At 66.0% G+C, this 10,545-nt stretch carries 17 protein-coding genes and 1 pseudogene; 17 read left to right on the forward strand and 1 reads right to left on the reverse strand.

Annotation, left to right across the window (positions count from 1 at the left end):
• Nucleotides 1-8 precede the first annotated feature (8 nt).
• The 14 genes and pseudogenes from BLV15_RS16930 (at nucleotide 9) to BLV15_RS16990 (ending at nucleotide 7,684) form a co-directional block, all read left to right on the forward strand.
• Nucleotides 9-323: a phage holin, lambda family gene (locus tag BLV15_RS16930; RefSeq protein ID WP_090231076.1), complete on the forward strand. Its 315-nt coding sequence runs from the start codon at nucleotides 9-11 to the stop codon at nucleotides 321-323.
• A complete protein-coding gene (locus tag BLV15_RS16935) occupies nucleotides 320-1,159 on the forward strand; it encodes an N-acetylmuramidase domain-containing protein (protein WP_090230861.1) in 840 nt (279 codons plus the stop codon). Before BLV15_RS16930 ends, BLV15_RS16935 begins: the two co-directional genes overlap by 4 nt.
• Entirely contained in the window at nucleotides 1,156-1,362 is a 207-nt protein-coding gene (locus tag BLV15_RS16940; protein ID WP_090230864.1) for a hypothetical protein, read from the forward strand. The genes BLV15_RS16935 and BLV15_RS16940 overlap by 4 nt, the downstream gene beginning before the upstream one ends.
• Nucleotides 1,359-1,703, forward strand: a pseudogene (locus BLV15_RS16945) (Rz-like lysis system protein LysB); the annotation flags it as partial. The gene BLV15_RS16940 and the pseudogene BLV15_RS16945, both read left to right, overlap by 4 nt.
• Nucleotides 1,624-1,887: an Rz1-like lysis system protein LysC gene (gene lysC, locus BLV15_RS22230; protein WP_217632896.1), complete on the forward strand. Its 264-nt coding sequence runs from the start codon at nucleotides 1,624-1,626 to the stop codon at nucleotides 1,885-1,887. The pseudogene BLV15_RS16945 and the gene lysC, both read left to right, overlap by 80 nt.
• A complete protein-coding gene (locus tag BLV15_RS16950; protein ID WP_090230869.1) occupies nucleotides 1,884-2,366 on the forward strand; it encodes a phage tail protein in 483 nt (160 codons plus the stop codon). The genes lysC and BLV15_RS16950 overlap by 4 nt, the downstream gene beginning before the upstream one ends.
• Nucleotides 2,363-2,821, forward strand: a complete 459-nt coding sequence (locus BLV15_RS16955; RefSeq protein ID WP_090231077.1) for a phage virion morphogenesis protein — start codon at nucleotides 2,363-2,365, stop codon at nucleotides 2,819-2,821. Before BLV15_RS16950 ends, BLV15_RS16955 begins: the two co-directional genes overlap by 4 nt.
• Nucleotides 2,822-2,881: 60 nt before the next feature.
• Nucleotides 2,882-3,418, forward strand: a complete 537-nt coding sequence (locus tag BLV15_RS16960; RefSeq protein ID WP_090230872.1) for a phage baseplate assembly protein V — start codon at nucleotides 2,882-2,884, stop codon at nucleotides 3,416-3,418.
• Nucleotides 3,415-3,765, forward strand: coding sequence for a GPW/gp25 family protein (locus BLV15_RS16965; RefSeq protein WP_090230875.1), 351 nt, complete (start codon nucleotides 3,415-3,417; stop codon nucleotides 3,763-3,765). Before BLV15_RS16960 ends, BLV15_RS16965 begins: the two co-directional genes overlap by 4 nt.
• A complete protein-coding gene (locus BLV15_RS16970; protein WP_090230877.1) occupies nucleotides 3,762-4,679 on the forward strand; it encodes a baseplate assembly protein in 918 nt (305 codons plus the stop codon). Before BLV15_RS16965 ends, BLV15_RS16970 begins: the two co-directional genes overlap by 4 nt.
• Entirely contained in the window at nucleotides 4,672-5,238 is a 567-nt protein-coding gene (locus BLV15_RS16975; protein WP_090230880.1) for a phage tail protein I, read from the forward strand. The genes BLV15_RS16970 and BLV15_RS16975 overlap by 8 nt, the downstream gene beginning before the upstream one ends.
• Entirely contained in the window at nucleotides 5,238-6,470 is a 1,233-nt protein-coding gene (locus tag BLV15_RS22360; protein ID WP_175534388.1) for a hypothetical protein, read from the forward strand. The genes BLV15_RS16975 and BLV15_RS22360 overlap by 1 nt, the downstream gene beginning before the upstream one ends.
• A 15-nt stretch (nucleotides 6,471-6,485) precedes the next feature.
• A complete protein-coding gene (locus BLV15_RS16985; protein ID WP_139210732.1) occupies nucleotides 6,486-6,905 on the forward strand; it encodes a hypothetical protein in 420 nt (139 codons plus the stop codon).
• Nucleotides 6,902-7,684: a DUF7338 family protein gene (locus BLV15_RS16990; protein WP_090230884.1), complete on the forward strand. Its 783-nt coding sequence runs from the start codon at nucleotides 6,902-6,904 to the stop codon at nucleotides 7,682-7,684. Before BLV15_RS16985 ends, BLV15_RS16990 begins: the two co-directional genes overlap by 4 nt.
• A gap of 75 nt (nucleotides 7,685-7,759) precedes the next feature.
• Here BLV15_RS16990 and BLV15_RS16995 read toward each other — a convergent pair whose 3' ends face one another.
• On the reverse strand, nucleotides 7,760-8,209 hold the full coding sequence (locus tag BLV15_RS16995) for a hypothetical protein (protein ID WP_090230886.1): 450 nt from the start codon (nucleotides 8,207-8,209) through the stop codon (nucleotides 7,760-7,762).
• A 213-nt stretch (nucleotides 8,210-8,422) separates the two neighbouring features.
• Between BLV15_RS16995 and BLV15_RS17000 the strand changes: the two genes are divergently transcribed.
• The 3 genes from BLV15_RS17000 to BLV15_RS17010 are packed head-to-tail and all read left to right on the forward strand — an operon-like array spanning nucleotide 8,423 to nucleotide 10,539.
• The gene (locus tag BLV15_RS17000) at nucleotides 8,423-9,595 is read left to right on the forward strand and encodes a phage tail sheath protein (protein WP_090230887.1); all 1,173 of its coding nucleotides are present in this window, start codon (nucleotides 8,423-8,425) and stop codon (nucleotides 9,593-9,595) included.
• Nucleotides 9,596-9,644: 49 nt separating this feature from the next.
• A complete protein-coding gene (locus tag BLV15_RS17005; RefSeq protein ID WP_090230888.1) occupies nucleotides 9,645-10,160 on the forward strand; it encodes a phage major tail tube protein in 516 nt (171 codons plus the stop codon).
• Nucleotides 10,161-10,212: 52 nt separating this feature from the next.
• Nucleotides 10,213-10,539: a phage tail assembly protein gene (locus BLV15_RS17010; RefSeq protein ID WP_090230889.1), complete on the forward strand. Its 327-nt coding sequence runs from the start codon at nucleotides 10,213-10,215 to the stop codon at nucleotides 10,537-10,539.
• Nucleotides 10,540-10,545 lie beyond the last annotated feature (6 nt).

The following is a 10,545-nucleotide window of genomic DNA, read 5'->3' on the forward strand; positions in this document are numbered from 1 at the left end:
ATATGCGCATGCCTGACAAACCCGAAACCTGGGCCTGGTTCGCTGCCTGGCTGCAGGAAAACTGGCCCGCGCTCTACGCCGGGCTGATCGCCTTCGGCATCGCCGGGCTACGGATCATCTACGGCGGCGGCGATCTTCGCCGCGTCGTGCTCGAGGCGCCCTTGTGCGGGCTGCTCGCCCTGGGCGCCTGCCACGGGCTCAGCCTGCTCGGCATCCCCGCCAGCACCGGCCCGTTCTTCGGCGGCGTCATCGGGTTGCTCGGCGTTGAAGGCACCCGCGCCCTCGCCATCCGCTTCTTCAAGAACAAGGTGGACCAAGCATGACGACTCTTCGACATGGCGACCGAAACGCCGAAGTCCGGCTGCTACAGCAACGCCTCAACGCCCGTGCCGGCGCCGGGCTGTTCGTCGACGGCGACTACGGCGACACCACCGAAGCGGCCGTCCGCGCCTACCAACTGCGCGTAGGCTTGGTCGCCGATGGCATCGCCGGCTCCAAGACGCTCGCCACCCTCGCCGGCGCCGACTGCTCCGCGCTGCTGCACAACGCAACGCTGGCGGCCGCCGCAACCCGCCTGGGCGTCGAGCTGGCCACCATCTACGCCGTCAACGAAGTGGAAAGCCAGGGCGAAGGGTTCCTGTCCCCCGGCCGCCCGAAGATCCTCTTCGAGCGCCATGTCATGTACCAGCGCATTGCGCTGCCTCGTTCACCCGGCGACGACGCAAGCGCCCTGCAGGCGCGCGCCGATCGCCTCGCTGCCCAGTTCCCCGCCCTGGTCAATGCCCGCCCGGGCGGTTACGCCGGCGGCGCGGCCGAACACCAGCGGCTGGCCAGCGCCCGGCAGATCGACGCGCAATGCGCGCCTGAGTCGGCCAGCTGGGGAGCGTTCCAGATCATGGGCTACCACGCCCTGCGCCTCGGTTACGCCAGCGTCGACGAGTTCGTGCGGCTGATGAGCCAGGACGAAAACCAGCAGTTCGAAGCCTTCGTGCGCTTCATCGAGGCCGAGCCCGCCCTGCTCAAGGCGCTCAAGGCCCGCAAATGGGCCGCCTTCGCCCGCGGCTACAACGGCCCTAACTACGCCCGCAACCTCTACGACAGCAAGCTGGAAGAGGCCTACCGCCGCCACGCCAGCTGCTGCGCCCAGGAGGCCGCATGATCGATATCGAACAGGTCCGCACACTCAGCCCAGTGGACGGGGCCGTCTACGTGTTACCCGAGCATTCGTCCCCTGAGCTACTGGCGGCCTTCGCCGAAGCGCTGCACGTAGCAAGCGCCGGGGTCAGGTGTCTGGTCACCTGCTGCGACGTGCAACAGCTCGACGAGCGAGCCATGAACGCCGCCGGCTGGTACCGCCGGTGAGCACGCTGCGCCAGTGGCTCTATGGCCTGGCGTTGCTCGGCGCACTCGCGGGCCTGCTCTACACCCAGCACCTGCGCCTGGCCCTGGCCGATGCCGCCACCAACGCCGCCCAGGAGCAAACCGCCCGCAAGGACGCCGCCATCGGCGTGCTGACCAGCTCCCTCAGCACGGAGCGTCAGGCGCAGGCCTCGCTGCGCAACACCCAGGCGCTGCTGCGCCAATCCCTCACCGATCGGCAACTGCAGATCAAGGAACTGAAACGTGAAAACCAAGAGCTTCGCCTATGGGCTGATCAGCAGTTGCCTGCTGCTGCTCGCAGCCTGCGCCGGCGCCCCGCCCTCAGCGGAGCAGCAAGTTATCGAGACTGGCTGTCCAGCAGTCGTGCCCTGCAGCCTGCCGGCGGCGGCGCCCAGCAATAACGGCGAGCTGCTCGACGACGCCGACGTGCTCGAGGCGGCCTGGGCCGAGTGCGCCGCCCAGGTCGACATGGTCTACCAGCACCAGGTGCAGCAGACCAAGCCATGAACAAACCCGAATCGCTCCGCGCCCACCTGCTCGCCGCCATTCCGGAGCTGCGCCACAACCCGGACCGCATGGCCGTGTTTATCGATAACGGCAGCATACGCAGCACCGCGGCCACCGGCCTGTCGTTCGAATACAGCTACACGCTCAATATCATCCTGCTGGAGTTCGCCGGCTCGCCGGACGCGGTGGCCATCCCCCTACTCGCCTGGGTGCTGGTCAACCAGCGCGAGCTGATGGAGAACCTGAATACCGGCCGTGATGCGATCAAGTTCGAAGCCGATGTCATCGACAACAGCAAGGTCGACCTGTCCATCACCCTCCCCCTGACTGAGCGAGTCATCGTCAAGGCCGGTGCCAATGGCGCCCTGGTGGTGACGCATCCGGCTGAACCGGAGGTCGACGATCAACTGATCACGCTCTCCAGCCTGCGCATCGAGAACTCCGCCGGCGAGCTGCTCGCCGAATGGGGCCAGGCGTGACGGGCGACCTCGAAGCGCTGGAGAACTGGGCCGCCCCCCTGCTCGCCAAGCTCAGTCCCGGCGAGCGACGCAAGCTGGCCACCGACATCGGCCGCGACCTACGCCGCAACCAGCAGCAACGCGTAGCGGCCCAACGCAACCCGGACGGCACTCCCTACTCCCCGCGCAAGCCACGTCAGCAACTGCGCGCCAAGCGCGGGCGCATCAAGTCGAAGATGTTCACCAAGCTGCGCCAGGCCCGACACCTCAAGCTGCAAACCACCGCAGCATCGATCGCGGTCGGCTTCCTCGGCCGCGCGGGCCGCATCGCCCGCGTGCACCAGGAAGGCCTGCGCGATCGCGCTGCCAAGGGCGCCCCCGATGTTCGCTATGCCAAGCGCGAGCTGCTCGGCTTCACACGCGAAGACCGCGACATGATCGCCAGCCGCCTGCTGGATCACCTCGCCGGTCTGTAAGCCGAGCCGCTACACGACCCGCCCCGTGCGGCCCGCGCGCGTGGTGGGCAGCATTCGGGCATGGACACATCCACCGAACTGGCCCGCCGCCTCGAAAACCTGATCCGCCTCGGCACCGTCGCCGAGGTAAATCACGCCACCGCGCGCTGCCGAATCACCGCAGGCAACCTGACCACCCACTGGCTGGCCTGGGTCGCCCTGCGCGCCGGCGCCAGCCAGGACTGGGACCCGCCGACCATCGGCGAACAGTGCCTCGTTTTCAGCCCATCGGGCGACCCGGCCCAGGGCATCGCCCTGGTCGGTATCTATTCAGAGGCCCATCCGGCGCCGGCGAACAGCGCCACCGTGCGCCGCCGGGCATACCCGGATGGGGCTCTGATCCAATACGATCACGCCAGCCACACGCTGCACGCCACGCTGCCCGCCGGCGGCCGCGCCGTGCTCGAGGCGCCCGCCGGCGTGCAGATCCTCGGCGACGTCGACATCACTGGCACCGTCACCGTCAGCGAGGACGTGGTGGCTAGCGGCATCAGCCTGGTCGAGCACGTGCATGGCAGCGTGCAACGCGGCAACAGCAGCACCGGTGCCCCGCAATGAGCGGCCTGAACCTCAACACCGGCCGCGCGATCTCCGGGCTCGACCACCTGCGCCAGTCCATCGCCGACATCCTCACCACGCCAATCGGCTCGCGCCTGCAGCGCCGCACCTACGGCAGCCAGTTGCCGGAGCTGATCGACGCACCGTTCAACAACGCCACGCGCCTGCTCGCCTATGCGGCCACGGCCATGGCGCTGATGCGCTGGGAGCCGCGCATTCGGCTGAACAAGGTCGCCTTCACCCAAGGTAACGACGCCGGCACCTGGTACCTGGACATCACCTGCACGCCGATCGACAGCAACGAATCGCAGAACCTGCAGATCCCGCTCGCAATGGGGGCCGCATGACCACTTTCAGCCCCATCGACCTGTCGCAGCTGCCCTCGCCCGACGTCGTTGAAACCGTCGATTTCGAGACCATCCTCGCCGAGCGCAAGGCCTACATCGTTAGCCTTTACCCGGAGGCCGAGCAGGCCGCGGTCGCCGCGCTGCTCCAGCTGGAATCCGAGCCGCTGAACATCCTTGCCCAGGAAAGCGCCTATCGAGAGGTCCTGCTGCGTCAGCGCGTCAACGACGCCGCCCGCGCCACCATGCTGGCCTACGCGACCGGCGCCGACCTGGACAACCTCGGCGCACTGCTCAACGTCGTGCGCCTCATGGTCACCCCGGCCGACGCGACGGCGGTGCCCCCTGTAGCCGCGGTGATGGAGTCCGACGCGCGCTTCCGCGCTCGCATCCAGCTCGCCCTGGAGGGGTTCAGCACCGCGGGGCCCGTAGGCGCCTACACCTACCACGCGCTGGCCAGCTCGGCCGCAGTGAAGGACGTCGACATCAGCAGCGCAACCGCCGGAATCGTCACAGTCACCGTCCTGAGCACCGCCGGCGACGGCACGCCAGATGCCGCGCTGCTCGCCACCGTGAACGCCGCGCTGAACGACGAGGACGTCCGCCCGCTCTGCGATACCGTCGAAGTGCAGGGCGCCGAGATCGTGCCGTACCAGGTCGCCGCCACGCTCACCTTCTACAACGGCCCGGACCTCGAGCTGGTCCGCGCCGCGGCCGAAGCCGCCGTGAGCAAGTTCGTCGCAGAGCAGCACGCCTTGGGGCACGACATTGCCCGTTCCGGCCTGTTCGCCGCCCTGCATCAGCCCGGCGTGCAGAACGTCACCCTGACGCAACCGGCGGCGGACATCGTCATCGACAGCCACCAGGCGGCCTACTGCACCGCTGTTGGCGTTGCCAGTGGTGGCGTCGATGTCTGAGCAGTTGCTGCCGCCAAACGCGAGCCCGCTGATGCGCGACATTGCTGCCGGGTTCTCCAGCATCACTGACCTGCCCGTGCTCGGCCGCTACGTGCGCAACCCGGGCAAATGCCCGTCCGGCCTGCTGCCGTTCCTTGCCTGGGAAATGTCGGTCGACGAGTGGAACCCTGCGTGGGGCGATGACGTGAAGCGTCGCGTGATTACCGAGTCGGCATCGGTGCACCGCCACAAGGGCACCCTCGGTGCAGTCCGCAGAGCGCTCGAAGCGATCTTCGTCGACATCCCGTTCGAGATCATCGAGGGCGCCGGCGCCGGCTTCTACGACGGCAGCAAGCGCTACAACGGCCTGCACTTCTACGGGCGGGAAACCAACTGGGCGAAGTACTCCGTCCTGATCAGCCGCCCGATCACGCTTGTTCAGGCGGCAAGCGTCCGCCGCATCCTCGCCTGGATCGCCCCCGCTCGCTGCCACCTGCTCGCACTCAACTTTGAACAGGCCCTCAACGCATACGACGGGGTCATCCGCTACGACAATTCTTACCCGCATGGTGTCGCCTGATGAGCAACCTGAACGAAACCCCAATCTGGGAAGAAGGCATTTACCAGATCGAGCTGACCGACCCGGTGGTCGGGGGCGCCGATGGCTTGTCGAACCGTCAGGGCAAGCAGCTGGGCAACCGCACGTCATACCTGAAGCAACTGGTCGAAGCCATCCTGGCGGCCATGGACCTCAAGGCGCCCCTGGCCAACCCGATGCTCACCGGCACGCCGAAAGGCCCCACAGCTCCGATCGGAACCAGCACTACGCAGCTCGCCACAACCGCGTTCGTGCAAGCCGCCGTTGCGGCCCTGGTGAACGCATCGCCGGCGACGCTCGACACCCTGGCCGAGATCGCCACCGCGTTGGGCAACGACCCAAATTTCGCCACCACCATCACCACACTGCTCGGCCAGAAAGCGCCGCTTGCGTCGCCGGCGCTCACCGGCACGCCAACTGCACCAACCGCAGTTGCTGGCACGAGCACCACCCAGCTCGCGACCACTGCGTTTGTTGCCGCTGTACAAACGCTTCTGACCACGTTGATCAACGGGCGTGCGCCTATGGCAAGCCCCGCCTTCAGCGGTACGCCTACGGCCCCCACCGCCGCGACGGGCACCAGTACCACGCAGCTCGCAACCACGGCGTTCGTGCAAGCCGCCATTGCGGCGCTGGTGAATGCATCGCCGGCGACGCTCGACACCCTCGCCGAAATTGCTACGGCCCTGGGCAACGATCCCAATTTCGCCACCACCATCACCACCCTGCTTGGACAGAAAGCCCCGCTGGCGTCGCCGGCACTCACTGGCAAGCCTACGGCCCCTACTGCGGCTGTAGGCCTGAGCGACGGGCAGCTCGCGAACACAAATTTCGTGCAAATCGCCGTGCAGAACGCTGTCGCCGCACTCATTGCTGCGCTGCCAGTCGCTAACTACTACGAAACAACAGTCAGCTACACGAACGGGGGCACGTTGACTATCACGCACGGTCTCGGCGTGGCTCCGAAGCTCGTCATGTTTGAACTTGTTGCTATTGCCGCAGTAAACGGCTTGGCAGTGGGCGAGAGCGCTGAATTGGGGGCTCAAGACTGCAGCAATAACCTGAATTCCTGGGGCGTCGAAGCGCGCAAGAAAACTTCATCGACCGTTACGGTCGTGATCGGTTTTAACGGCCTGACGATGTTCGCGGCAAATGGTGCTGTTAGCGGCGTAACAAGCGCGCAAGTACAAGTGAAAGTGAAGGTTTTTGCGTAATCAAGGGGTAAAGGCATGGAATTAGATCAAGCAGTGGCCCAAGGCGAACGGCTGAGCGTCCAGCGGTTCTATGTGAACGCTGACGGCGCATTTATCGGGTCGTGGGTGGATGCTCCCGAGCCCCCCGCTGGTGGGATCGAGGTGCCGTTTGGCCCGCAGTGGGCTGACCAGACTTGGGACTTCAGCACTGAGGCTTATGGCGCGAGCTTGCACGGGGCGTCGAGCGACGAGGACGCATGGCGGGAATCGGAGCTGCTGCTTATTGCAGAGCAATTGCTGATGATCGAAGACGCCGATCCGGCGGCAGCGCCAGGTTCAGCAGCGCAATGGCGGGCCTATCGCGTTGCAGTCAGAGCATGGAAGGCAGGAAACGGCGACTTCCCATTTGGAACCCGGCCGACCAGCCCGGCCGCCCTTGAAGGAGCAACAGCATGACCACACTCGCCCTACCCTCTGGCCTCACCTGGCGCCTGCTCGCCTCGGGCCTGGTCCAAACCCTCGGCTTGCTCGCGCTGCGCCTGCTGCTGATCGCCGTAGGCCTGTTCGTCGTGCCGATGGCGCTGCCCTGGTGCAATACGAACCAATCGACCCGCACTCCTTTCACCGAAGCCCTCGGCGACTGGTTGCTCATCACCCTGCCCGGCTGGGCATGGCTCTGGAGCAACGACCGCGACGGCGCCGCCGGCGACAAGCGTGGCTGGTGGCATACCCATGCGCCCTTCGCCCTGGGCGCCTATCACTGGCTGTCGCAGTTGCTCTGGCTCGCGTACCGCAACCCAGCAAACAACGCGCGCTTCACCCGTCTGATGGGATGCCCTGTCACCGAATGCGACATGCAGTTCTGGGGCGACGAGACCGTCGAGGACGACCCCGGCAAAGGTGGCATGCGCCTGCTGGTGGCCACCCACCGCGAAACCGCCCGCCGCTACGTCGGTTTCTACTGGGTGCATGAGTGGCCGTCGCTCGCCGTCTGGCTGGGGACCCGCCCGGCCCTGGTCGCGGCTATCAGCGCGGCAGCGCGCTGGGAATGGGCGATGACATTCACGACCTGGCTGCTAACGCCGAATCTGCGCGCCTTGGTCGTACAGATCGGTTTCAAAGGCGAGCCGAGCGACTGGGCCGAGGATTACAGCGCCGACCTGCTGCGGCAGTGGAAAGGATTCACGTTCGAGACCAACCCGTTCAAAGGCATCGGCGCCTCGCTGATCGTCTGACCCGCAACCCTGGGGAGGGATTGCCCCGCTTTGGCGGGGCTTTTTTATAGCTAGCTCGAAGCCTGATAAGGCTGACTATGGCACCGCTTTAAAGAGATGCTGAAGAAAGTAGTGAGATGTGAGCGGCCCCTCAAGTACTCCCTGCCGGAACACGTACCAGATTCCATCTGGTTGAATACGCTCGATTCGTCTGGGGCTCTCCGGCAGCCCCTTAATTGAGAAGAAGATGCCGTATCTGCGGTTTCCTTCCGGAAGGATCAGGACCTTCTGGCTAGCGAAAGCCAGTTGCATCGAGCGTGTTCTCAACTCCGCTGATCCACCCTCCAGTCCTATAACAACTGAAACGGGTACTTCGGTAATCCTGATCTGAGGAACTGCTCGAACCCATTCCCTGAGCAGGGTGTAGACAGCGTCCACGTCCCGACCCATTCCCAAAAGTATGTTTTCGATCGGGCCATGCGGCCTTTGGTGATCAGTGTTGTGGCGAACTATCGCCCTCCTCAGATTTTCCTCGTCTTTGGTCATGCCTCACCCGTTTCTCTCGCTCTTTTCCAAATTAGTCGAGCTGCCGTCTCCCATCCACTGAACGCTCGACCGTTCCTCGGAAAACAGCCGGGGCTCAGAACATGCTGCGCCCTGTAGTAGCGCTCCCTACATACCCAGCTGCTCGCGGGCCCCTCGCGCGCGCGGCAAGCTCAAGGCTCACTGAACCGCGATCCTGCGCAGGAGCCGCCACACATGGCCACCGATTACCACCACGGCGTTCGCGTCGTCGAAATCAACGAGGGCAGCCGCCCGATTCGCACCGTCGCCACCGCCGTGATCGGCCTCGTCTGCACCGCCGAGGATGCCGACGCCGCCGCCTTCCCGCTCAACAAGCCTGTGCTCATCACCGACGTGCTGACCGCCAGCGGCAAGGCCGGCACCCAGGGCACGCTGGCCGCCGCGCTTGATGCGATCGCCGACCAGGCCAGCCCGGTAACCGTCGTGGTCCGCGTCGCTGAAGGCGAAGACGAAGCGCAAACCGCCTCCAACCTGATCGGCACCGTGCTCGCCAACGGCCAGAAAACCGGCATGCAGGCGCTGCTCGCGGCCGAAGCCCAGCTAGGTGTCAAACCCCGCATCCTCGGCGTGCCCGGGCTGGATTCGCTGCCCGTCACCACCGCCCTGGTCACCATCGCCCAGAAGCTGCGCGCCTTCGCCTACGCCAGCTGCTGGGAGTGCCAGACCGTCTCCGAGGCCATCGCCTACCGCGAAGGCTTCAGCGCCCGCGAGCTGATGCTCATCTGGCCGGATTTCCTCAGCTACGACACCGCCACCAGCACCACCGTGAACGCCGCCGCCACGGCCCGCGCACTCGGCCTGCGCGCGCAGATCGACGAGCAGACCGGCTGGCACAAGACCCTTTCCAACGTCGGCGTGAACGGCGTCACCGGCTTGTCCCGCGACGTCTACTGGGACCTGCAGGACCCCGCCACCGATGCCGGGCTGCTCAACGGCGCGGACGTCACAACCCTCATCAGGCGCGACGGCTTCCGCTTCTGGGGCTCGCGCACCTGCAGCGATGACCCGCTCTTCGCATTCGAGAACTACACCCGCACCGCCCAGGTGCTGGCCGACACCATGGCCGAAGCCCACTTCTGGGCGGTGGACAAGCCGATGCACCCCAGCCTGGTGCGCGACATCCTCGAAGGTCTCAACGCCAAGTTCCGCGACCTGGTGCGCCAGGGCTACCTGATCGGCGCCGAGGCCTGGTACGACCCCGCCGCGAACGACAAGGACACCCTCAAGGCCGGCAAGTTGTACATCGACTACGCCTACACGCCGGTGCCGCCGCTGGAGAACCTGCAGCTTCGCCAGCGCATCACCGATTCGTTCCTGGTCGAGTTCGCCGAACGCGTCAACGCCTGACCCCAATCCACCCCGCGCGGCCCCGGCCGCGCCGTAGGAGAGCGCCCACATGGCCCTGCCGAAGAAACTCAAGAACATGAACCTGTTCAACGATGGCGTCAGCTACGTTGGCCAGAGCAAGTCCGTCACCCTGCCCAAGCTGGCGCGCAAAATGGAGCAGTTCCGCGGCGGCGGCATGGACGGCCCGGTGAAGGTGGACCTGGGCCACAGCGATGACGGTATCCAACTTGAGTGGACCCTCGGCGGCCTCGACCTCACTGCCCTGCGCCAGTACGGCGAAGTCTCGGCCAGCGGCGTGCTGCTGCGCTGGGCCGGCGCCTACCAGCGCGACGACGACGGCACCGTCTCCGCGGTAGAAGTAGTCGTGCGCGGTCGCCATGAGGAAATCGACATGGGCGACGCCGAGTCCGGCGAGGACACCGAGCACAAGTTCACCACCACCTGCAGCTACTACAAGCTGACGATCGACGGCAACGTGGAGGTCGAGATCGACCTGCTGAACTTCATCTTCAACGTCAACGGCGAGGATCTGCTCGCCGCCCACCGCAGCGCCCTTGGCATCTAAGCGCAACGCCCGCCGGCGTTCGCGCCGGCTCCCACCCCAACGGAGCAAGACCATGTCTGACGAAGTCACCACCACGGCGAAGAACCCCAACGAGGAAGTCATCACCCTCGACACCCCGATCCCGCGCGGCGCCACGCAGATCGACAGCGTCACCCTGCGTAAGCCCCTGTCCGGCGCACTGCGCGGCTGCAGCCTCGCCGAGCTGCTGCAGATGGACGTCAACGCCCTGCGCAAGGTGCTGCCGCGCGTGACTACGCCGGCGCTCACCGAGCACGAAGTGAGCGGCCTCGACCCCGCCGACCTGGTGCAGATGGCCACTGTGGTGGCCGGTTTTTTGTTGCCGAAGTCGGCGAAGGCGGAAGCGTCCCCCGACGCGTAGAAGACG

Origin of the sequence: Pseudomonas kuykendallii, assembly GCF_900106975.1 — a bacterium.
GTDB lineage: Bacteria > Pseudomonadota > Gammaproteobacteria > Pseudomonadales > Pseudomonadaceae > Pseudomonas_O > Pseudomonas_O kuykendallii.

Bases quoted from the DNA above. Each gene is read 5' to 3' on its own strand.
- BLV15_RS22360 (WP_175534388.1), top strand. From the start codon at position 5,238: ATGAGCAACCTGAACGAAACCCCAATCTGGGAAGAAGGCATTTACCAG.
- BLV15_RS16990 (WP_090230884.1), top strand. From the start codon at position 6,902: ATGACCACACTCGCCCTACCCTCTGGCCTCACCTGGCGCCTGCTCGCC.
- BLV15_RS16940 (WP_090230864.1), top strand. From the start codon at position 1,156: ATGATCGATATCGAACAGGTCCGCACACTCAGCCCAGTGGACGGGGCC.
- BLV15_RS17005 (WP_090230888.1), top strand. From the start codon at position 9,645: ATGGCCCTGCCGAAGAAACTCAAGAACATGAACCTGTTCAACGATGGC.
- BLV15_RS16975 (WP_090230880.1), top strand. From the start codon at position 4,672: ATGTCTGAGCAGTTGCTGCCGCCAAACGCGAGCCCGCTGATGCGCGAC.
- BLV15_RS16960 (WP_090230872.1), top strand. From the start codon at position 2,882: ATGGACACATCCACCGAACTGGCCCGCCGCCTCGAAAACCTGATCCGC.
- BLV15_RS16950 (WP_090230869.1), top strand. From the start codon at position 1,884: ATGAACAAACCCGAATCGCTCCGCGCCCACCTGCTCGCCGCCATTCCG.
- BLV15_RS16965 (WP_090230875.1), top strand. From the start codon at position 3,415: ATGAGCGGCCTGAACCTCAACACCGGCCGCGCGATCTCCGGGCTCGAC.
- BLV15_RS16985 (WP_139210732.1), top strand. From the start codon at position 6,486: ATGGAATTAGATCAAGCAGTGGCCCAAGGCGAACGGCTGAGCGTCCAG.
- BLV15_RS16995 (WP_090230886.1), bottom strand. From the start codon at position 8,209: ATGACCAAAGACGAGGAAAATCTGAGGAGGGCGATAGTTCGCCACAAC.
- BLV15_RS17000 (WP_090230887.1), top strand. From the start codon at position 8,423: ATGGCCACCGATTACCACCACGGCGTTCGCGTCGTCGAAATCAACGAG.
- BLV15_RS16970 (WP_090230877.1), top strand. From the start codon at position 3,762: ATGACCACTTTCAGCCCCATCGACCTGTCGCAGCTGCCCTCGCCCGAC.
- BLV15_RS16930 (WP_090231076.1), top strand. From the start codon at position 9: ATGCCTGACAAACCCGAAACCTGGGCCTGGTTCGCTGCCTGGCTGCAG.
- BLV15_RS17010 (WP_090230889.1), top strand. From the start codon at position 10,213: ATGTCTGACGAAGTCACCACCACGGCGAAGAACCCCAACGAGGAAGTC.
- BLV15_RS16935 (WP_090230861.1), top strand. From the start codon at position 320: ATGACGACTCTTCGACATGGCGACCGAAACGCCGAAGTCCGGCTGCTA.